The sequence below is a fragment of the Streptomyces sp. NBC_00654 genome (genome assembly GCF_026341775.1).
In the GTDB taxonomy this organism is placed as follows: Bacteria; Actinomycetota; Actinomycetes; order Streptomycetales; family Streptomycetaceae; genus Streptomyces.
The window spans coordinates 1-21,429 of the sequence record NZ_JAPEOB010000007.1 but is presented as its reverse complement, the minus strand read 5'-3'; the positions used below and the strand labels follow the sequence as shown (position 1 = coordinate 21,429).

Sequence of the window (21,429 nt, the reverse complement as noted above, 5' to 3'; positions counted from 1 at the left end):
GTCCCACCGAGAGGTGCACATGACCGACACCGAGACCGAGACCTTCGAGACCATCCGCTACACCGCCGACGTGGTGGCCCTGACACCCGGCGGTGACGTCCTGTTGATCGAGCGGGGCTGGGCGCCGCACGAAGGCGCCTGGGCCCTGCCGGGCGGCCATTGCGACGTTGGAGAGACGAGCCGTACAGCAGCGGCCCGGGAGCTGGCTGAAGAGACCGGTGTCCACGTCGCCGCCGACGACCTGCGTCAGATCGGCGTCTTCGACCAGCCCGGCCGCGACCCGCGCGGCCGGTACGTCACCGTCGCGTACGCCGCCATCGTCCCCGCCGACACCCCGATCGTTGCCGGGGACGACGCCCGCAACGCCCGCTGGTGGCCCCTGAACCAGCTTCCGAAGCACCTGGCGTTCGACCACGCCGAAATCCTCCGCGCGGCCACGGCCTCCTGAGACACCGCCACAAGCACCAAGCGCCGCGCCCCGACCGGAACGCCGGGGCGCGGCGCTCCTCATTTCCCGCCACGTCAGCGCATCGAGAGGACCCGCGTGTTACCCACCCTCATCACAGCCGCCCTCGCCATCGTCGCCACCCTGCTGGGTGCGATCGTCTCCGGCCGTTTTCAGGAGCGCGCCGCCGAACGAGGCGTCCGTGCCAGCCACGGCGAGGCGATCCGCCGTGACCGCCTGGAGGCCGTCACCGCGCTCGCCTGCGCCGCCAGCGACCACCGCACGACGATGTGGAGGCGCGGTGACGCCGTCCTCAAGGGCGCCAGCGCCGACCGGATCGAGACCCTGCGCGGCGAGAGCCACATGACCCGCAGCGCCATCACCCGCCCACTGGTCGTCCTGCGCGTCCTCATCGAGGACCAGGCCGTGCGCGCCGCCGCCGACCGCATGATCACGCTGACCTACGCGATCCGGCAGACGGTCCCCACCGCTGCGGTCGGCACCGACCGTGAGGCGGCCAAACAGCGGCTCACCGAGGCCCGCGAGGCCGCGAAGGTCGCCCACGACAACTTCGTGAACACCGCAGCCCGCTACCTGAGCCCTGCCATGCCGACGGCCACCCCGCACCCCACCTCCGAGGAGCCAACTCGATGAAGCGCCCCTTCTTCCGCCGCTGCGGTCACGCACCCGGCACTGCTCTCACCCCCGAGGACCAGGCCGTCGTCGACCATGCCCGCGCAATGCTCGCTGCCCTGCGCAACTCGAAGCCCTGGACACCCGGCGGCGCCCAGGACATCGCCGTGCGCGTCGGGCCGTTCGTGGAACGCGCCCACACCCGGCCCGGCGACGACCACGGCCCCGACCTGATCGCCGTCGCGCTGGTCCACCCCGACACCCCGCACGCTGCGGCCTACTCCACGGCCGCCCTCTCCACACAGAACAGACTCCCGGGCGACTGCTGTCTGAGCCCGACCAACACGAAGGCCCGTACCTCTGTGAACGCCGCAGGGAGTACGGGCCTTTTGCGTTTCGGGCCCAGCGGGCCCCTACTTTCACGCGTGAAAGTAGACCTCAGCGGTGCGGGAAGCCCAGCGCTGTAGCGACCTTCGCATAGTCCTGAGACGGACGAGAATTCGGCGAGAGGATCGGCACCGCGCACTCGCTGCGATAGATCTTGGTGGCGACACCGGACCAGTGCACTGGCGGCAGCAGTATGTCGCCGTACTCCTCCTTGAGCTCGTTGAACGTCTCCCAGTGCTCCTCGGTCCCGAACGAGGCTGTGGGAGCGGCGCAGGCCATCACGTACTTCATCTGCGGCCGGATTCCGCGCCGCTGGTACATGGGGCGCTCGCTGATCTCCTTGAGCTTCTTCTCCAGGCGGAGCAGCACGTCGGCCTCCTTGTAGGTGCGCAGCACCGGCGGGATGACCGCGCCCTCGGTCTCTTCGTCCAGGAGCACGGGGGCCGTGACCGTCAGGCGACCGTACGTCGCCGGAGGGTCGATGAGGACGACGTCGACGTCGAACTCTCCCGCCGTAGTTCGGTCGGGCGAGGGGGCATGATGCACCATCACCCAGTGACCTATCTGCCTTTTAGGATATTTTCTGCCGATTGGTGATTGGGCTTCAGATTCAGCCTTAGGCTCTTGCCGCAGCCAGTGCGCAAGCGGTCGCGAACCTCATGGGGGCACTATCGCAGCCGCCACTGACAACAGGGCCAGCGCGCCGTTCCGCCGCTGGTGAGAAGGTTCCTGAGCATTCGAGGTGCGTGTTTTGCGGTTACGTCTGACCTTTCATACGGCGGCTCGTGAGCTCGGCTGGGATCACGTCCTGAGTCCCGGCCGGGCCCTTGCCTACTTCCTGCTGGAACGTGCGGCACCGGAACTGGGAGCGTCTCTGCACGCAGGGGGATGCGGCCCGTACGGAATGGTGCCTTTCGGGTACTCAGCGCCGAGTTTTCCTGCGGCGAGGAAACGTCATGGGTTCTACGCCACGGGTGGGCCCGGCGTTCTGGAGCTCGGCAGCCCGTTGTCGGAAGTTGTCGAAGGATGGGCTGCGGCTCTGTCCTCGACGTCGGTCATCGCCTGGGGGCCGGCCGCCTTCATCGTTGACGATGTCGAGCCTGTGGAGGCTCCCGCCTTCCCCTCGGGACGTGCGGTGTTCCGCACCACTACCCCAGTCGTGATGAAGGCATCCGGCATGGACGCCTCCGGTGCCCGCACGACCCGTCAGGCATGGTGCCTGCCGGGCGAGCCTGAGTGGGATGTCTATGTCGAGGGGAACCTCCGTCGTAAAGCGGAGACGCTGGGCTTGGACCCGGACCTGACCCTTGAAGACGTCACATGGGCCGGTCCGAAGCGATCCTTCGCCGTGAGCAGCGCGAGCGGCCCGGGTGGGAAGAAGCCCGGAGCCTGCGTCGAGGTTGCGCTCTCCGGGCCGCCGGAGACACTCTCGGCCCTGCACAGCTGGGGCGTGGGGCAGGCCAATTCCGCCGGTATGGGCTGGATCAGCTCGTAGGCGACCAGCGGCAGGAACCTGACCGGTGCCGAACTCGTGAGCCACCCTCGTGCGGCCAGGCTCGCTCTGGACACGACGGCGAACAACGTTTCACGGCAGTTCAGGAGACGCTTCGGCAGCCGGACCGCGCCGAATACTCACGTCTTGAGCAACCGCTCACCGGCCACACAAGAGATCGGCCTCGCGGAGCGGGACACACGCGCCTACTACAGGACAGGTTGTCCGTAGTGGCCGCGCCGCGCCGAGTGCCGTGTCCGTGGCCCGCACTGCTGCTCAGGGCCGTGAACATCGGCATCACCGCACCCCAAAGGTCTCCGGAGTAGCGAACAGGTACTGACGCGCGTCGTAACAAGGCCACCGGACGGCACGCCCCCGTTCAAACACCCCTACCGCACCCAGACCTCCTGGAGAGGAGGAGAGATGACCGACGTTTCTCACCTGCAGCATCAGGTGCTGCTTACCGCGAGCCCTTTGCAACGTGTGGGAGCCTTCGCGCTCGCCACCCTGGCAAAGGCCTCACACCCTGAGCAACTGTCCGCCAAACAGTTCGAAGCGGCGCTGGACACGATGACCCGGCACCTGCTGGCCACCACGGATGTGCACAAGGCTGCAGACCCCGGCGGCTTCTGGCTCAGCACCAGCTACATGCTCTGGCCGAACTCCAAGATCAACCCGACAGCACGGGCCAAGCAAAGCCCACCAGAACGCCGCGAACTGATCAAGCAGTGGCGAGCCCGGCCTGCTCCGGCCGAATGGCCAGGAGCACCCTGCGCCTACTGTGACCGCCCGGCGTGCAAGTGGTTCGGCAAGGTCGACATCCCGCTCGGCGCCAGCGTCGAGCACCGCAACACCACCGCGCCCGGCCACGAGGGAACCCCGTTGTGCTACCCCTGCGTAGCCAGTCTCTGGGCCTTCCCCTACGGGGCCGCACTGGCCGGCGGCCGGGCGACGGCAATCCATTCCTGGGACGACACCTTCCTGGCCCCCACGACCCAGATGGCTGTCCAACGGACCCTGGCCGCAGCACAGACACCACCGGTGAAGACCAAGCCCGGCCCGTACGCCCATGAGCTGGCGGTGCTCAGCGCCGTGCGGACCTACGGTCAGCGGATCCACTCCGGTGTGGAGCTGATCGCGCTGTCCAATTCCAACAAGGAACAACTCCTGCAGACACAGGAGATGAGCCAGCCCATCGCGGAATGGCTGCGTTCCACCAACACCCGGACGGACCGCCGCGCCGGCTACGCGACATTGGTGGCGGCGCAGGCAGCCAAAGGCGTCCCGGGCGAGGCGTTCCTGGCCAAGCGGGCCTTCGGCGACACCACTGAGATTCTCCGCCGTACGACTGCCCACCTGCTGAACCAGGTCTCCGCCAGGCGGGTCATCCCGGCAGAGGTAACCGGGATGACCCCGATTGTGTACTCCTACTGCATCGAGGTGCTGAACATGGACGAGAAGGAAGTCGCCCGGATCAGGGACCTGGCCCGTCGGCTCGCTGCCCTACTGGGCCAGGACTCCAGGCCGGGCCCTTTCGGAGGCTTCATGCGAGCCAACGCCAAGGGAGGGAACCTGTACGGCTGGTTCCGCTCTCAGAGCGTTCAGTGGCTTCTCAAGACCCGCCCCGCCGGCATGCCGCAGACCTTGCTTCCTGTGCAGGACTACCGGCTGCTGTTCGACGACGACAACGCCTGGTCGCACCGCCGGTTGCTCGTCTTCGCGGTGATGGAGGCGCTGGTCGAGGCCGGCTGGGAGCCCGAAGGATCAGCCGATGAACTCAAGGACATCGCGGATGTGGCCGCGAACCTCGCCGACAACCAAGAGAACTAGAAAGGTAGGACGATGACATACCTGGTGGGCCAGAGCGTTCTGCAGATCAAGGCCGGTGCTCCGAACAACGGGCGTGGTGAGGACAACCGCGGCATGGTCAAGCAGTTCACCGCGGGCCGTGAGGTCTTTCCGTACGTGTCGGCCCAGGCCGCCCGGCGCTGGCTGCGCGACTCCATGCCCAGCGGCGAGCCACTCTCCCCGGTGGTCCGCAGTGGTGAGGGAAAGAAGCAGCAGGCCTACACCAAGGGCCGGCCCGATCAGTTCCTCGATGACGACCTGTTCGGCTACATGATCGCGGTCAAGGCGGATGACAAGGGGGCGAAGAAGGGAGAGTCGAAGACCTTCATGCGTGACACGGTGCTGGCCACCGGGACGCTGGTCGCCGTTGTCCCCAACCGGCCGGTGATGGACTTCGGGACGATGAGCAGGGACTTCGGCCCGGGCACCAATCCCGTCATCCACGAGCACGAGATGTACACCGCGGACCTGGCCGGTGATCTGCTGCTGGACCTGCCGCGGGTCGGCACCTTCGAGACCGGCGGGAAAACCATCAAGGCTGCGCTCGCCCCCTCACTCGCCGCCGAGCTGCTCGCCGGTGAGGCCGAGGAAGTTGCACTGCGCGGAGTCCAGTGCGTGCAGCTGCCGATCGGTGAGCGACGACGCCGGGTCGCGGTGCTGCTGCGGACCATGGCCGAGGTGAAGGGCGGAGCCAAGCGGTCCGCCCACTACGGTGACCGGACCCCGGGGCTCATCATTCTCGCGCCGGTCAAGGGCGGAACGAACCCATTCACTCGTGTCATCCGCGAACGGGACCGCAGGACACACTTCGACGCCGACATCCTGCGTGAAGAGCTGAAGGCGTGGGAGGACGAGCTCGACGGCCCGGTCCGCATCGGCTGGGCACCCGGTTTCCTCGGTGACCAGCGCGACCGGGCCCGTACCGACCTGGCGGACCTGATCAAGGAAGACAAGCTCATCCTGGGACACCCGCGCACAGTCCTCGCGACCCTCGCCGCAGAGTTCGTCGACGGCGACCACGACAGCTGGTTCGACGACAGCCCAGCACTGTAGGACCGAGCCATCGCCCCTACGAGGGGACCCCTTCCGCCCCCGGCACAGGAAAGCGATCCATGACCCAGGCCCTGGAAATTGTCATCACCACCCCGGTCGTCAGCTTCCGCAACCCTCTCTACTCCGGGCTGCAGGTCGGACTTCCCTGCCCACCGCCGTCCACGGTCGGCGGCCTGCTGGCCGCCGCGGCCGGGAGCTGGGACCGAGTACCGGAGCCCACCCGCTTCGCCATGAGCTTCCGCGCCGCAGGATCCGGCACCGACCTGGAGACCTATCACCCGCTCGGCAGCCGGGGCGCGTCCACCAACATCACCATCAAGGACCGCGACTTCCTTGCCCTGACCACCCTCACCGTCTGGCTGACCGAGGACCTCAGCCTCTGGGAGCGGGCTTTGCGCCGCCCCGTCTGGCCGCTGCGGCTGGGGCGAAGCCAGGACCTGGCCGCAGCCCGGACCCGCCGCACCGGACTCGTTCCGGGACCAGGAGCACAAGGACATGCCATCGTTCCCGACGATCTCCCACGGGCCACAGGCACCCGGATGCGCCTGACTACCGCCATCGCGCACGACCGTTCCCGCACAAAGTGGGACGGCTACCGATACTCGGCTGCCGGCTCCGACACCCGGATCGACACAGGCCTGGTGACCGCCGACGGCCAGGCAATCGCTCTGCTGCCACCCGTGCATCCCGTCCAACTGACAACAGCCCCCTGACGCACCGAAACCTGCCTCGGACCGGGCCCTCACGACAGGGCGAGGTCCGTCACACCTGGGACACACATGAATGATCTGCGGGCCAAGAGCTCCGCCTTCACAAGACCGGGAAAGCTCAAGACCCCCGGCGAGCTACTGACCACCCACCTGGAAAACACACTGCACGCCGTGCTGCACATCCAGAAACGAGTAGGCCGCATCCCCGGCCTCCCGGAAGAATTCTGGACGTGGGCAGCACTCGCCGCCCTCCTCCACGACACCGGGAAACTCCCGCAAGGCTTCCAGCGGATGATCGGCAACACCCCCGAACCCGCCCGCATCTGGGGGGAACGCCACGAGGTTCTCTCCCTGGGCTTCATCGGCCTCCTCCTCGCCGACCGCCCCGCTCACGAACGCCGCTGGATCGCCACAGCCGTAGCCGGCCACCACCGCGCATTCACCGGAGGCGCCGACGCGCGTAAGCTCCCCGTCTTCACCCAGTACGGCACCGACAGTGCCGAGGAATTCGCTGCCAGGTTCCTCCCCGCCGACGAGCAGCAACTCACCCACCTGATGAACTGGGTGCACCACACCGCACGCGCCAGCGCCCTGCCCGTCGACAGAGAAGTCCCTGCCGCAGACCTCCGCGAGCTCACGACGAAAGCGCACGAGCTCTTCGAAGACCTCCTGCACCGCTGGTCACAGCCCCTGGGCTTCGGAGAAGAAGACAGCGACGGCCTGTTGGCCGTCCTTCTCCTCGGAGCGGTGACCATGGCCGATCACCTCTCCTCCGCCCACGCCTCGCTCCACCAACGCCACCCACTGACCGCGGACTACCGTGCCCGCCTCACCGAACGGCTGGCCGCGAAAGGCCATACCGTCCGCCCTCAGCAGGACATGGCCGGGGACACTCACGGCCACCTTTTGCTCAGGTCATGGACCGCCAGCGGCAAGACCGAGGGCTCCCTGCTCTGGGCCAGAACCCAGATCGACGACCTCACCGCACACACCGGCGGCACCCCCCGGATCTTCTATGTCCTCCCCTACCTGGCCAGCATCAACGCGATGTCCGACCGTCTGCGCAAAGAACTCGACACACCGGACGGCATCGGAGTCGCCCACTCCAAGGCCGCCTCCTACCATCTCGCCCGCTCCCTCGCCGACGGCTGCGGCGAGGACGAGGACCGCACCGACACAGCAGCCAAAGCCCACTCACGAGCCGAAGCGACGAAGAACTTCCTCGAACTCGTGCGCGTCGGCACCCCCTACCAACTCATGCGCGGAGCACTGGCCGGCCCCGTCCACTCCAGCATCCTGATGGACAGCACCAACTCCGTGTTCATCCTGGACGAACTGCACGCCTTCGACACCCGCCGCCTCGGCATGATCCTCGCCATGATGCGCCTGTGGACACGCACCGGAGGCCGCGTCGCTGTCCTCTCCGCCACCCTGCCCACCGCCCTCGCAGAACTCGTCACCGAAACCCTCCAGCAGCCGGCCAGCTTGGTCGAAGCCCCCACCAGCGTCGCAACCCCCGCCCGCCACCGCATACACACCCGCCTCAGCCACCTCACCGACGAAACCTCCATCACCGAAATCCGCGACCAGCTCACCGACGGCCGCTCCGTGCTGGTCGTCGCCAACAACGTCAAGGACGCCATCCTCCTCTACAAGGAACTGGCACCCCTGTGCACACAACTGCACGGCAAGGACTCCGCCTACCTGCTGCATTCCCGCTACAGACGGATGGACCGCACCGCCATCGAAACCGGCATCCTGAAACGCTTCGAAGCCGGCAGCCCCAGACGCCCCGGCCTCCTGGTCGGAACCCAGGCACTCGAGGTCTCCCTGAACATCGACCTGGACCTGTGCCACACCTCCGCCGCAGACCTCGAGGCCCTGCTGCAGCGCTTCGGCCGCACCAACCGCATCGGCACACTGCCACCCGCACCCGTCGTCATCCACCAACCCACCTACGGTCCCCGGCGTGGCGGAGGCGGCGCTCTGTGGGCCGACGGAGTCTATGACGAAGCGCCCACACGCCTGGCCTGGGACATCCTCACCCGGCACGACGGAGAGATCGTCGACGAAAGGCTGACCACCACCTGGCTCGACCAGGTGTATTCCAGCGACTGGGGCCGGCAATGGCGGATCAACGTCAAAAACCACCAGCGAGACTTCGAAGACGCGTTCCTGACGTTCGGGCAGCCCTTCGACGACCGCTCCGCCCTCGCCGAGAACTTCGATGCCCAATTCGACGGCACCGAAGCGATCCTCAGCACCGACCGCGACGCCTACGCCGCCGCCCTCGACAAGACCACCGGAAACCCGAAGACCAGCCGACTCCTCGCAGACGAGTACCTGATCCCCATGCCGCACTGGGCGGGCGGACTCACCCGGTACGAGAAGAACCTCAAAACACGCGTCATCGACGGAGACTACGACCCCGTCCTTGGCCTGCTCGCCGTAAAAGGCCTGCTCCAGGAGACCTACCGCCCAGGAGAAGTCCTGTGATCGAAGCGGAAGACATCGGCGGCGTTCACATTAAGTACCTCTACCACTGCCCCCGCCAGCTCTGGCTCTACCTGCGCGGCATCCGCCCCGAACAGCTGAGTGCCACCGTCCAGCTCGGCGAGGCCACACACGACACCTCATACACCCGCAACACGCCCGTCGACCTCGGGGCAGCCCAGCTCGACTTCATTGATGGCCAGCACTGGGTACACGAGGTCAAATCCTCGTCCCGCCCCAGCCCCGCCGACCAAGCGCAGGGCCGCCACTACTGCCACCGGCTCCACCGCGTCGGCATCGAAGCCCAAGGGGCCGTACTGCACTACCCCAAAACCCGCCGGACCCAACGCTTCCCCTACACCCCGCAAGCCGCAACCCAGGCCGAAGCGGACATCACCCAGGTCCTCACCGTGGCTGCCCTCCCCAACTCACCGAGCCGACTCGCCCTCTCCGCCTGCCGCGGCTGCAGCTTCACCGACTACTGCTGGACGGACTGACATGCCTGCCACCGCCCGCACCTACTGGCTGACCAACCCCTGCCGGATCCGCCGCAAAGACGAATCCCTCATCATCGAGCGCGAGAACGCCGCCAACGTCCACATCCCCATCACCGACGTCCGCGACATCGTCGCCTGCGCCGAAACCGACATCAACACCGCAGTCGTCTCCCTGCTCAATCGACACCGCATCAACGTCCACCTCCTCAGCTACTACGGGGACTACGCCGGCTCCCTCCTCACCTCCGAGACCAGCACCTCGGGCCAGACCGTCCTCACCCAGGCGCGAACCGCGCAGGATCCCGGAACCAGCCTGAAGATCGCCCGCGACATCGTGGACGCCACCGCCTTCAACGTCAGACGCGTCGTCGACCGCAGACTGCTCACCCGCCCGTACCACGTCCTTCAGGAATCGATCGCCACAGCCGAAACTCCCTCACACCTCATGGGGGCCGAAGGAACGTTCCGACGCTCCGCCTGGGAAGTCATCGACACGAAACTCCCCGACTGGCTGCAACTCGGCGGGCGCAGCCGCCGACCGCCCAAGAACGCCGGAAACGCCTTCATCAGCTATGTCAACGGCATCACATACGCGCGAGTCCTCACCGCAGTACGCCTCACCCCGCTCCACAGCGGCATCGCCTTCCTCCACAGCAGCCTGGAACGCCAACGGCACTCCCTTGTCCTGGACCTCGCCGAAATGTTCAAACCGCTGTTCGCCGAGCGGCTCCTCCTACGGCTCGCAGGCCGCAACCAGCTCAAGGAGCACCACTTCGACCGCCAGAGCAACCAGGCAATGCTCAGCGAGGCTGGACGCAAGTACGTCGTCCAGACCGTCCGCGACGAGTTCGCTGTCACCATCGCGCACCGCAGCCTCGGCCGGAACGTCGCCTACGACGAACTCCTCTACCTCGATGCCCTCGCCCTGACCCGCCACTGCCTGGAGGGCACCCCCTACAAACCCTTCAGGATCTGGTGGTAGCCACTCCATGTACGTAGTTGTCGTCTACGACACCCTTGCCGAACGCAACTCGCGCATTCTCCGAACCTGCCGCCAGTACCTCCACCACGTCCAGCGCAGCGTCTTCGAAGGCCAACTCAGCGCAGCCCAACTCCGCCGCTTCCAGGCAGCCGTCGAATCCGTCCTCGACCTGACCTACGACAACGTCCTCGTCTACACCTTCCCGCCCGGTACCCTCCCTCAGCGTCTCGAATGGGGCGCGGTCGAACCGGCCCCGAGCGACGTGCTGTAACGAAGAGGGCCCCAGTGACGCCTCGAACCAACCTGAAATTGCAGCGCCACACCGGGGCACGCGACACTACCGGAGGTCCGCTGCAACACCCGGAGGACCAGGCCGTCCTTTACCCCCTGTCACCTGCATCTTTACCGTGGGGTCCTCATCGCCCCTTCGAGGGGTAGCAACTGGGTGACCGGTGCCGCACTGGCCGGACCGCTCGCCGGTCCTCATCGCCCCTTCGAGGGGTAGCAACGTCATGGTGACGTAGCGGCCGATGGGGAAGTATCCGGTCCTCATCGCCCCTTCGAGGGGTAGCAACTCTATGAGGACGAGGACGGCAACCACACCTTCGAGCCGTCCTCATCGCCCCTTCGAGGGGTAGCAACGCGGCGCGGACCAGGCCGTGCTCTTCCTCCAGGCGGGTCCTCATCGCCCCTTCGAGGGGTAGCAACCGCCCGGCTGCGGGCCTGTTGGGCTTGCTCGACGGTCCTCATCGCCCCTTCGAGGGGTAGCAACGTGCCGGACTCCAGCCGGGCGCTCCGCACGATCGCCCAGTCCTCATCGCCCCTTCGAGGGGTAGCAACCCTGAAGAAGCCGATGCGCTTCTCATGCCGCGCACTGGTCCTCATCGCCCCTTCGAGGGGTAGCAACGTGGTTCAGCAGCGCACGGGCACGGCGGCGGAAGCGGGTCCTCATCGCCCCTTCGAGGGGTAGCAACGTGGCCAGGGTGCGGCGGTATCCGGCCGCGCGCTGCAGTCCTCATCGCCCCTTCGAGGGGTAGCAACTCCCGCACTGCTCCTGGCGGTGGGCGAGCCGTCGCAGTCCTCATCGCCCCTTCGAGGGGTAGCAACGCTACGAGAGGGCGTTCGAGGACACCTTCGGCTGGGGTCCTCATCGCCCCTTCGAGGGGTAGCAACCTACGTGGCTGTGGCTGACACGCCTCTGGCCACCGGTCCTCATCGCCCCTTCGAGGGGTAGCAACGCCGGCGCCGCGGTCCGCCCGTCACTGCCGCCAAACGTCCTCATCGCCCCTTCGAGGGGTAGCAACGTCATTCGCCACCCCGCGCTCGTCCACTTCAGGTGGGTCCTCATCGCCCCTTCGAGGGGTAGCAACTCATCTCGATCCGGGTGGACGCGATCGTGTCCCGGCGTCCTCATCGCCCCTTCGAGGGGTAGCAACGAAGTGCATGTCGGGGGCTGCTACGCGGCGGGGGACGTCCTCATCGCCCCTTCGAGGGGTAGCAACCCGCCCGCGCCGCGCTCCTGCCGACGCCGCCGACCGGGTCCTCATCGCCCCTTCGAGGGGTAGCAACGCGACGGATGCGGGCGTGTACCAGGTCTCGGGGAGTCCTCATCGCCCCTTCGAGGGGTAGCAACTCGTCCTCCACAAGCCCACCGCTGACGTCACCACAGGTCCTCATCGCCCCTTCGAGGGGTAGCAACTTCCAGAAGGTCTTGACGAGCGCTTTAACCGAGTGGTCCTCATCGCCCCTTCGAGGGGTAGCAACATGTACGCAAGGTCGCCCCGGTGCCCGTGAGCGCGTCCTCATCGCCCCTTCGAGGGGTAGCAACATGACGTACGCGGCGATGGCGGCCGGGGTCGACGGTCCTCATCGCCCCTTCGAGGGGTAGCAACGGGTAGCACTCACCGTTGCTGCTCGGGGGACCTTGATGTCCTCATCGCCCCTTCGAGGGGTAGCAACATGCTGATGCTCTTGCGGAGTGCCATGATCGGGGTCGTCCTCATCGCCCCTTCGAGGGGTAGCAACACTATGCCGTCCTCGCCTACAACGCGCGCGCCGCGCGCGTCCTCATCGCCCCTTCGAGGGGTAGCAACAGCATGGAGGAGACGATCTCGCCGTCCCGCATGTCGTCCTCATCGCCCCTTCGAGGGGTAGCAACGGCTCGTAGAGGGACCGGCCGCCGGGATGGCGCCCGTCCTCATCGCCCCTTCGAGGGGTAGCAACCCCTCCGGGTAGATCTTTCCGGTGCGCAGGGCGCGGTGTCCTCATCGCCCCTTCGAGGGGTAGCAACAAGCAGGGGATCACCCAGAACCTCCGGCTCCGCGGCTAGTCCTCATCGCCCCTTCGAGGGGTAGCAACACCGACGCGCCGCCGTCCAGGTCGTCCAGCTCCGCGAGTCCTCATCGCCCCTTCGATGGGTAGCAACTACTCCGCCTCGCACGGCAGCAGCAGGACGTCTGCGGCGTCCTCATCGCCCCTTCGAGGGGTAGCAACTCCACGACGTCCCGGCCGAGGATGATCGGGCGGTGGCGTCCTCATCGCCCCTTCGAGGGGTAGCAACTCAGACCTGGCCCGGCCGTCGAACCGGGCCTGAGCGGTCCTCATCGCCCCTTCGAGGGGTAGCAACCCCGCCACAAGGGCCGCGCCCTCGCGTTGCTCAAGGCGGTCCTCATCGCCCCTTCGAGGGGTAGCAACGTCCAGCCGCCGCACTTGCTGCACTGGTAGAGGTATGTCCTCATCGCCCCTTCGAGGGGTAGCAACAGGCGGAGAAGCCGGACCTGATCACGATCGGAGCCGGTCCTCATCGCCCCTTCGAGGGGTAGCAACATATCGATCGCCACGGCATCGGTACACGCGGTGACGGGTCCTCATCGCCCCTTCGAGGGGTAGCAACATGTGCGCAAGGCCGCCCCGGTGCCCGTGAGCGCCGGGTCCTCATCGCCCCTTCGAGGGGTAGCAACAGCACACCCCAGTAGGCATCCGCGCTGTCCGGCAGCGGTCCTCATCGCCCCTTCGAGGGGTAGCAACTCGAACCATTTCGGGGCGGGCTCGCACTTGCGGAGGTGTCCTCATCGCCCTTCGAGGGGTAGCAACGCGGTGTGTGTGGGGACCCATGCGGGTCCGGCGCAGGTCCTCATCGCCCCTTCGAGGGGTAGCAACTTCTTCGCGTTGGTGGTGAGCTTGTAGAGCGACCCGGTCCTCATCGCCCCTTCGAGGGGTAGCAACGTGGTAGCCCAGACCTTCCCGGTCCACCGCATCCAGGTCCTCATCGCCCCTTCGAGGGGTAGCAACGCGGCCCACTCTTCGGCCCACTGCCGGGCGAGGTCGGGTCCTCATCGGCCCTTCGACGGGTAGCAACACGGCACCCAGTACGTCCTGGAAGGGCCGGTCACTAGTCCTCATCGCCCCTTCGAGGGGTAGCAACGCACGAAGCCGCGCATCTACTGCGGCCGGTCCTGCCGGTCCTCATCGCCCCTTCGAGGGGTAGTAACCTCCTCCGCCGCCGCGCTGCACCCGGGCGGGACATGACACCGGCGCAGCGGGCGCAGTTCGACATCGGTGTCCAGCGCCTCGCCGCCGATCCGTACGGCCAGGGGGCCGCCCGGATCAAGGACGACCACGACCGCCGCCAGGCCGTCGGCGCGCACGGCCGGTCCGCCATCGCAACCCTGGTCGAGCGGACCACCCGCTACACCATGCTGGTCCACCTGCCCGCCAGCTCCCACGACGCCGCAGCCGTCCGCGACGGCCTGGTCCGCACCGTCCAGACCCTGCCCCCGCACCTGCGGGGCTCTCTCACCTGGGACCAGGGGACCGAGATGGCGCGGCACAAGCAGTTCACCATGGCCACCGGGATGCCGGTCTACTTCTGCGATCCCGCCTCGCCCTGGCAGCGCAGCTCGAACGAGAACACCAACGGCTTGTTGCGCCAGTACGTCCCCAAGGGCACCGACCTGAGCCTGCACAGTCCCGAGGACCTCGAACACGTCGCCCAGGAGCTCAACGGCCGCCCACGCAAGACGCTCGGCTGGGATACACCAGCCGAGCGTCTACGTGATCTACTCACCACCTGAGGCGAGCAGTGTTGCAACGACCGCTAGAACCAACGCCGTTCAGTTAGGGCGGGGCTGGGGGTGTCAAGGGCGGCTCGTGGGCATGGTGATGCTGATGGTGGCTTTGTAGGTGGTGCGGTCGATGGCGGGTCCGCGTGCGTTGTATTTGGAGATCGCGCGTTTGACGATGCGGTCTTTGGTGCGGACCCGCCGGGTGGGCAAGAGGTGGGCCAGAATGTGGCGGCCGATCGTGCCGACGAGGTCGATGTCGGTGCCGGTGATGACGCCGGCGGCCAGGACGAGCTGGTCTCGGGCGGCGACGAGCGCGGTCGTGAAGCCGGCCCGGTCCGGGTCGGTGCCCGGGATGCTGTCGGTGGCGTCGGTCATCGCAGTGCGTAGTGCCTGGTAGGCGGTCAGCAGGGCCCAGACTTCCTGCTCGATGCCGTCCGGGGTGCGGGCCCGCAGGACGCGTCCGCCCAGGATCGTGGACTTCAGTTCCGCGTAGGCGGTCTCGATCTCCCAGCGCTCGTGGTAGAGCCGGACGAGTTCACCGGCCGGGTGGGTGGCAGGGTCGGTGAGGGTGGTCAGCAGCCGGTAGTGGCCGGTGCGGGTGCCCTGGGCGGTGCGGATGGTGATCTCGGCGTCGATGACCCGCACGGTCAGCGCTCCGATGCGGGTCAGTACTGAGCCGTCGCGGCAGCGGGCCACTGTTGGCAGTTTCCGGTTGGCCTTGCAGCGGACCAGTAGATCGGCGCCGGTGGCGGCGAGCTGGTTCAGCAGCGCGGCGGCGGAGAAGTTCCGGTCGCCCAGCAGCAGCATCCCGGCCCGAAGGTCCACCGTCAGGCGGCGGGCGTACTCCAGCTCACCGGTCGTGGCCGGACCGAACACGGCCCCGATCACCGACCTGGTTCCGCAGGCCACCAGCGCGGTCAGGCGCAGTTGCGGGTAGCCCGAGGTCCCGTTGCCGAGCCGCTGCCGGGTGAAAACCGTGAGGTTGGACGGGCAGTCCGGGACCGGCAGCAGGGTGCCGTCGACCGCGACGATTCTCAGGCCCCGCCAGCGCCCGGCGGCAGCGGTCGTGGCCGCAGGGCCGCTCACCAGATGGAACAGCGCTTTCATCGGTGCCGGCCCCAGCCGCTGGCGGGCCTGGCGAAGAGCGCTGCCGCTGGGCCGGAGCAGCGGCAGGCCCGAAAGCCCGGCACACAATCGGTCGAAGACCTGCTGGTAGCCCAGCCCGCTGAAGAGGGCCGCGGCCAGTAGGAGGTACACCGTGACCCGCGCCGGCACCAGCCGGACCCTGCGCTGCACCGCACGGGTCTCCGCCAGCACCTCGTCGACCATCTCGAACGGGACGATCCGGGTCAGCTCACCGATATGCCCCGGCGCGAACACCCCGGCCGCTACCCGCGCCGTCCTGGTTATGGCAGCCTGTTCCAACAGCGGAGCTCCTGTGGTGAGGATGTCTTGGAGGACAGACCTCTTCTACAGCAGCTCCGCTGCCTCGTTCACCAACCTTGACGAACAGCCACCGCGCCTAACTGAACGGCGTTGCCGCTAGAACTGAAGCCCAGGTACACCTGGGCGGAGGGCCGCTTTTTGCGTTGTGCGGAAGTCAGACCGTCGTTTCTCGCGCAGTGGAGCCGCTCTCGGCCTTCGGGGCTTGGTTCTCCGGACTCCTGGCGATCTGGGAGCTGTTGTATGTGATCAGTAGAGTCGTCAGCTTCTTCCGGTCAGCCGGAGCCAGCTGATCAATGACCAACTCAGCCAGCGCGGCAGGCTCCAGCGTCGGCAGGAGCGGCCCGCTCGGGCCATCATCCGAGAACGTCGACCGAGGCTCAGGCACAGACCGATCTTGCCCAGCGGCGAGCCTTGGGGTGCGATCGTGCGATTCCTCAGTGTCAGCATCAGGGTGTTGGTTTACCGCGGTAAACCGCTTCTTGGGCTCAACGAGCTCTGGCGCTGTGACTGGAGTCGATGGAACAGGCTTCGAGCTGACCGGTTGAGATGCCCGACGCCCTCTTGGTGCACGGGGCATGCTCTGCGCTGCCAAGCGGCGATTCTCTTCGTCGGACCATGCTTGTGCCTGTTCCGCAGCCGGCAGCCCGGCGATGTCTCTTGCGACGCGTACAGGCATCTCGCCACTGCTCACCAGAATCTGTAGCTCTGGCGTCAGCTTGAGCAGCTTGCGCTGCTGGCTGACCCAGCCCTTCGTCTTGGCGTAGTGATCGGCGACCCTGTCGGCTCCCCCGAGCTCTGCCACCATGATCTCGATGCCGATGGCTCGCTCGATCGGGTCGAGATCCTCGCGGTCGTTGTTCTCCGAGAGGACTGCGTCCAGGAAGTCGGCCCGGGTCTTGGCTACGTCTTCGTTGTGTACGACGTTGAGCGTCGACAGCCCGGCCAGGCGCGAACCGCGGTATCGACGCTCGCCATTGGCGATCACATACGGTGCGGCACCGACGTGCTCTTCCTCCACTGGCCAGAGCTTGAGGTACCCGGCGCGGGAAACGACCACGGCGGGCTGGAGCTGGCGCTTCTTCAGCTTCAGCCCGAACTCCTTGAGCTCCTTGTCCGTGCCGAAGTTCCGACGCGGGTTGAAGCGCGTCGGTACGAGCTTCTCCAAGGGGAGGGTAAGGAGGAGCGGGTCACTCTTGCCGGGTACTTCGTCGACCTTCTGGCCAGCGAGCGAGGCGAGGCTCGTGCGTCGTCCTGCAGCCATCACGCCCCACCGCCATAGCCGAGCTCCAGAGCCAGACGGAAGAAGTCCTCGCGTGCTTCCATGGCCACGCGATTCTTGGGGTACTGGGTGACCACGCGGCCTTCGACGGATGCTCGCGTGTGGACCTTGTAGCGACGGATCACTGTCTCCGTGCGGGGCCACTCTTCGGCGTCAATGTATGCCTTGGTGTCTTCAAGGTCGGCCACCCCGTCCCTCGGGTCCCAATTGTTGATCACAACCTTGAAAGGGAGCCCGCTGGGCACGATTACGTTCTGGATGGTCCGCGCGGTGGGGTCGAAGGCGAGGCCTTCAGGAGGCATGGGCACTATTACGTCGTGGGCGTACTTCAGTGCCTCAAGCAGGAGGTTCTCGTCCTGAAGGCTGCCTGGAGTGTCGATGAAGACGTGCTGAAGGCCGCTCTTGCTGGCCCTGAGGACATCAGCGACGACAGCTCCGAGGTTCAGAGTGGTCGTGGTCTTACCGACGCCACCCTTCTGGTTGGCGATGACATGGACCTTCGCTCCCGTGTTCTTGAGGATCGCCAAGTTCTCCGGAGTGTCGTGCTCCTGGGAGAAGTCGAACGGCAGATCCGTGATCCTGTTCGCCCACCAGACAGTGGATGCCTGGGGGTCAATGGATACGACGTAGACGCTTGCTGGCATGTGATGCTCCGTTTGCTTCCCGTAGGTTCCGGTACTTCGGGCAGTGGGCATCATTGCAGATAGACGTGGGTGGGTTTGACCCGGACGCTCATGATTCGACCACTCGTGCAGCCCGTTGACTCAGGTGCCGGTTTACCGCGGTAAACCGGCAGAGTGACGAGAGTGGCCCTTGCAGCCCGGGTGCCCCGAGTCTGCAAGGTGGCCTTCGGCCTTGGGCCGGTCCAGGATGCTGTGGGCCCGAGCGCCGTCGTGACAGGGCCCGCGACCAACTCCTGGCCGTCTGGCGCCCAGGTGAGTGCGTCGTCACCGCCGACCTCAACGCCTTGCATCTATTCGACAATGAGTTTCGGCGGTGCGTCCTCTGCCCTGTCCAGTTGAAGCCCCGCTGCGAGCGGGCCCGCCCTGCCCGGTGTCCTCGGCGCACGGACCACCACGCAGTTCGCCGCTGGCCGCAGCTTGATGGCACGCCTTCCTGAAGTTCAGTCATCAGTCTTCCGTTGAACCCGTCGACGCGCTGCGATACGGCGGAGCACGTGGGGACTGCCGGAGAGCACGTAGGGACTGCCGGAGAGCACGTAGGGACTGCCGGAGAGCACGTAGGGACTGCCGGAGAGCGATGACATTCGCTGTCCGGCCCGGGGCTGCTTCCCGCCTGACGGGCGCCGGTGAAGAAAGTTCGGCCGCTGCTCCCGCCTGGCGGGCCGTCCCGCCGATCTGCCTTTCCTTGCAGGCCAGAGCCGTGTGACGTGGTCTCCATGACAGTGGATATCAGGGTCATCCGGGCCAGTCAGATGTATCGCTATTACCTGCGCCAGACAGTCGTCGGCGACGGCCGCCGCCCGGCCCGCACGCCGCTGCGCGCCGCCCAGGAGCAGGCCGGTGTCCCGGTCGGGCGTTGGATGGGCCGCGGCCTGGCCGCGCTAGGGCTGACGCCGGGGGAGGAGGTGACCGAGGCGCAGCTGAGGAACTTGTTCGGCGAGCGGGGCCGCCATCCCGACGCGGACCGGATCGAGGCCGACCGGCTCGCCAAGGGCGAATCCCCGAAGAAGGCGTTCAAGGCCGGCGCCCTGGGACGCCGGGTGATGGTCACCGGTGTCGACTTCGCCTTTCGGCCGCAGCCGACGATCTACCTGTTGTGGGCGCTGGGGGATGAGGAGACCCGGCGGGTGATCGAGGCCGCGCACGAGCGCGCGATCGTACGGGTGCTGGAGTGGATCGAGGACGAGGTCGCGGTGATCCGGTACGGCAAGGACGGCATCTACCGGGTGCGGCCGCCCGGCGGTCTGGTCGCCGCCCGCTTCCGCCACTACGAGGCGAGATCGGGTATGCCGTTGCTCCATGACCATCTGCTGCTGTCCGTGAAGGGGCAGCGCCTGGACGGGAAGTGGGGTTCGATCCACACTCTGGCCCTGCACGAGAACACCGTCGCCGCCTCCGCGCTCTACAACGAGCTCGTGGCCGCAGAGGTCTGCGAAGAGCTGGGACTGGCCACCGAGCCGCGCACCGTCACCCCGGGGCGCCGGCCGGTCATGGAGATTGCCGGGGTGCCGCACGAGCTGATCCGCTGGACCGCCCGGCGCAGCGACCAGATCGCCGCATGCCTGGCAGAGCTGGAGCACGAGTACGTCACCGCCGTCGACGACGACGGCGAGCCGAAGTTCCTGCCCGTGGTCTCCGAGCGGACCCGCGCCAAGCTGAACGGGATCGCCGCGAAGATGACGCGCCCGCCGAAACCGAAGGCCCGGCCCCTCGCGCAGCTGTGCAAGGAGTGGAAGGAAAGCGCGATCCGCACCTCCAACGTGGCCGTCGACGTCATCAACTCCCTTCTCGAGTACGCCCGTGCCGCGGCTGTGGCGATCCGGTCCCGGGTCGCCGCCGTGGTCGACATAGCGCTGGCGGCCGTCGACGTCGCCGCGACGGTGTTCGTGATGAACGACGGCGGCCGCTTCCACCGCCGCCACCTGCTCGCCGAAGCCCGACGCCACCTCGCCCTCGTCCTGCGCGGCCGCCGCCGCGACCCCGGCCTCGACGACCAGGTCGTGGCCGCCGCCATCTCCACCCACTGCCTGGACATCAGCGAGCCGAAGACCGTACGGGGCCTGGAGGCCGGCTACCGCCTCTACACCGCCCGGTGGTCCCTGTCCGACCTCCCCGCCCGCCGCCGCCCACCCACTCCCGGGCCCGACCTGGACCGGCGACCCCCGGCCGATCCCGGCGAGCCGGCCGCACCCCAGCACTTGGGGCAGGACGCGGGGGAGTGGGAGATCCCCCGCATCCCGTTGCGCTACGACCGGGCCGTCCTTGCTGGTGCGGTGGTGCGGGAGGAGCTGCGCATCACCATCACCGCCGCCGCTGTGCGGGGCCGGGCGTACGACATCGTCCGGCACCAGCAGGCGGCGATGCCCGAGCAGCTGCTCGCGCCCGCGACTGCCGATCCCGAGAACGACGACCAGGAGCCGGGCACCGGACGCCGGGAGGCGATCGACATGACGGCGCTGCGGGCCCTACGGGAGTCCCGCACTGACATGGAAGCTCTCGGCCTCACTGCCGAACGGCTGCGCCACCTCAAGGATGCGTTCACCAAGGCGGCCGACGACTCCCGCACCCGCGCGACCCGCTACAACGAACAGGACGACGCCGACGCGGTGCGCCCGGTGCGCCCGGACGACCAGCAGGCGCACCGCCCGCCGGAGCCCGGACCGCACCGCGGCCGGGAGGCCGGCCACTGAGTGCACCCGATGGCGCGCGTCCGATGCCGTGGCGCGCACCGACGATGCTCGGCCCCAAGGTCACCCTGGGCAAGCCTCGCCCTCGGCGGCGGCGGGACAACGGGCATAAGTACCAGGCCCCGGCTGTCAGTGGTGGCTGGGAGGCTGGTGCGCATGGACAGGGATGAGGAGTTGCTGCGCGGCCGGGTCTACGGCGCCGACCACGACCACCCGGGGCCGCTGCCGCACCGCGACTACGCCGAACTGGTCGGCGGCCCGCTCGATGGGCTGCTGCTCGACATCACCGGCTGGACAGCGGACGAGATCCAGACCGGCGTCGCGCTGATGACCGATCTCGGGCAGTTCGGCGCCGACGGCCGCGCTCTGTATGAGCCGCGGCCTGGCGAGCGGATCCGCTGGGACTGGTCCGGCGACACGCCCTGAGCGGGGCGTCGTGCCCGGCTTCGTCTTCGTTGCAGGGCGGTCGGGTGATGCGGCGGCCCGGTTTCGGCGCGGTGGCTGAACGCTCTATTCGAACGCACGTATTATTAGTGTGTGTCTCAGTACGACTTTCCCCAGGACCTCCGCGACGCCCAGCTCGCTCTCCACCAGACCCGCGCCGAGTGTGAGGCCTACGCACGCACGCTGCCGTGGTCGGCGGAGCCGATGCCCGGCTGGGAGGCGGAGAAGCAGGTCCACAGCAGCTACCGGCCCGCCAAGGCGGACAGCCCCGGCTACACCGACGAGC

Annotated in this window: 17 protein-coding genes, 2 pseudogenes and 1 CRISPR repeat array; of the genes and pseudogenes, 15 read left to right on the top strand and 4 right to left on the bottom strand. The window is 67.5% G+C overall.

Annotated elements, in window-relative coordinates; genetic code table 11:
• The first annotated feature begins 19 nt into the window (after window positions 1–19).
• The 3 genes from OHA98_RS40985 (at window position 20) to OHA98_RS40975 (ending at window position 1,545) form a co-directional block, all read left to right on the top strand.
• On the top strand, window positions 20–448 hold the full coding sequence (locus OHA98_RS40985; RefSeq protein ID WP_266933414.1) for an NUDIX hydrolase: 429 nt from the start codon (window positions 20–22) through the stop codon (window positions 446–448).
• Window positions 449–544: 96 nt separating this feature from the next.
• Window positions 545–1,099, top strand: coding sequence for a hypothetical protein (locus OHA98_RS40980; protein ID WP_266933412.1), 555 nt, complete (start codon window positions 545–547; stop codon window positions 1,097–1,099).
• Window positions 1,096–1,545 carry a hypothetical protein gene (locus tag OHA98_RS40975; protein WP_266933410.1) on the top strand — a complete coding sequence of 150 codons (450 nt, stop codon included), beginning with the start codon at window positions 1,096–1,098 and terminating at the stop codon, window positions 1,543–1,545. The genes OHA98_RS40980 and OHA98_RS40975 overlap by 4 nt, the downstream gene beginning before the upstream one ends.
• Here OHA98_RS40975 and OHA98_RS40970 read toward each other — a convergent pair.
• Window positions 1,517–2,014, bottom strand: coding sequence for a ParA family protein (locus tag OHA98_RS40970; RefSeq protein WP_266933408.1), 498 nt, complete (start codon window positions 2,012–2,014; stop codon window positions 1,517–1,519). The genes OHA98_RS40975 and OHA98_RS40970 overlap by 29 nt on opposite strands.
• A gap of 457 nt (window positions 2,015–2,471) precedes the next feature.
• On the opposite strand from OHA98_RS40970, the gene OHA98_RS40965 reads away from it, so the two are divergent.
• From OHA98_RS40965 to OHA98_RS40925, 9 genes and pseudogenes are all read left to right on the top strand, one after another.
• Window positions 2,472–2,960, top strand: a complete 489-nt coding sequence (locus tag OHA98_RS40965; protein ID WP_266933406.1) for a CRISPR-associated endoribonuclease Cas6 — start codon at window positions 2,472–2,474, stop codon at window positions 2,958–2,960.
• A 420-nt stretch (window positions 2,961–3,380) separates the two neighbouring features.
• On the top strand, window positions 3,381–4,787 hold the full coding sequence (locus OHA98_RS40960) for a hypothetical protein (protein ID WP_266933404.1): 1,407 nt from the start codon (window positions 3,381–3,383) through the stop codon (window positions 4,785–4,787).
• 12 nt (window positions 4,788–4,799) lie between these two features.
• Complete coding sequence (gene cas7i / locus OHA98_RS40955; RefSeq protein WP_266933402.1) at window positions 4,800–5,858, top strand: type I-B CRISPR-associated protein Cas7/Cst2/DevR; 1,059 nt, start codon at window positions 4,800–4,802, stop codon at window positions 5,856–5,858.
• A gap of 59 nt (window positions 5,859–5,917) precedes the next feature.
• A complete protein-coding gene (gene cas5, locus OHA98_RS40950) occupies window positions 5,918–6,571 on the top strand; it encodes a CRISPR-associated protein Cas5 (protein WP_266933400.1) in 654 nt (217 codons plus the stop codon).
• A gap of 66 nt (window positions 6,572–6,637) precedes the next feature.
• A complete protein-coding gene (gene cas3, locus OHA98_RS40945; RefSeq protein ID WP_266933398.1) occupies window positions 6,638–9,064 on the top strand; it encodes a CRISPR-associated helicase Cas3' in 2,427 nt (808 codons plus the stop codon).
• Complete coding sequence (locus tag OHA98_RS40940) at window positions 9,061–9,558, top strand: CRISPR-associated protein Cas4 (RefSeq protein WP_266933396.1); 498 nt, start codon at window positions 9,061–9,063, stop codon at window positions 9,556–9,558. Before cas3 ends, OHA98_RS40940 begins: the two co-directional genes overlap by 4 nt.
• Window position 9,559: 1 nt before the next feature.
• The gene (gene cas1b, locus OHA98_RS40935; RefSeq protein WP_266933394.1) at window positions 9,560–10,540 is read left to right on the top strand and encodes a type I-B CRISPR-associated endonuclease Cas1b; all 981 of its coding nucleotides are present in this window, start codon (window positions 9,560–9,562) and stop codon (window positions 10,538–10,540) included.
• A 7-nt stretch (window positions 10,541–10,547) separates the two neighbouring features.
• Complete coding sequence (gene cas2 / locus OHA98_RS40930) at window positions 10,548–10,811, top strand: CRISPR-associated endonuclease Cas2 (protein WP_266933392.1); 264 nt, start codon at window positions 10,548–10,550, stop codon at window positions 10,809–10,811.
• Window positions 10,812–10,952: 141 nt separating this feature from the next.
• Window positions 10,953–14,031: direct repeats of the CRISPR family, unit length 30 nt; unit sequence GTCCTCATCGCCCCTTCGAGGGGTAGCAAC.
• 159 nt (window positions 14,032–14,190) lie between these two features.
• A pseudogene (locus tag OHA98_RS40925) lies at window positions 14,191–14,613 on the top strand (IS30 family transposase); the annotation flags it as partial.
• 63 nt (window positions 14,614–14,676) lie between these two features.
• Here the strand turns inward: OHA98_RS40925 and OHA98_RS40920 are convergent.
• From OHA98_RS40920 to OHA98_RS42840, 3 genes are all read right to left on the bottom strand, one after another.
• Window positions 14,677–16,029: an IS4 family transposase gene (locus OHA98_RS40920; RefSeq protein ID WP_266933390.1), complete on the bottom strand. Its 1,353-nt coding sequence runs from the start codon at window positions 16,027–16,029 to the stop codon at window positions 14,677–14,679.
• Window positions 16,030–16,204: 175 nt separating this feature from the next.
• A complete protein-coding gene (locus OHA98_RS40915; protein WP_266933388.1) occupies window positions 16,205–17,215 on the bottom strand; it encodes a ParB N-terminal domain-containing protein in 1,011 nt (336 codons plus the stop codon).
• Window positions 17,216–17,310: 95 nt separating this feature from the next.
• A complete protein-coding gene (locus OHA98_RS42840) occupies window positions 17,311–17,973 on the bottom strand; it encodes a ParA family protein (RefSeq protein WP_323179726.1) in 663 nt (220 codons plus the stop codon).
• A 755-nt stretch (window positions 17,974–18,728) separates the two neighbouring features.
• Between OHA98_RS42840 and mobF the strand changes: the two genes are divergently transcribed.
• The 3 genes and pseudogenes from mobF to OHA98_RS40895 form a co-directional block, all read left to right on the top strand.
• The gene (gene mobF / locus OHA98_RS40905) at window positions 18,729–20,702 is read left to right on the top strand and encodes a MobF family relaxase (RefSeq protein WP_266933386.1); all 1,974 of its coding nucleotides are present in this window, start codon (window positions 18,729–18,731) and stop codon (window positions 20,700–20,702) included.
• 153 nt (window positions 20,703–20,855) lie between these two features.
• Window positions 20,856–21,125 carry a hypothetical protein gene (locus OHA98_RS40900; protein ID WP_266933385.1) on the top strand — a complete coding sequence of 90 codons (270 nt, stop codon included), beginning with the start codon at window positions 20,856–20,858 and terminating at the stop codon, window positions 21,123–21,125.
• A 111-nt stretch (window positions 21,126–21,236) separates the two neighbouring features.
• Window positions 21,237–21,429: pseudogene (locus OHA98_RS40895) on the top strand (hypothetical protein); the annotation flags it as partial.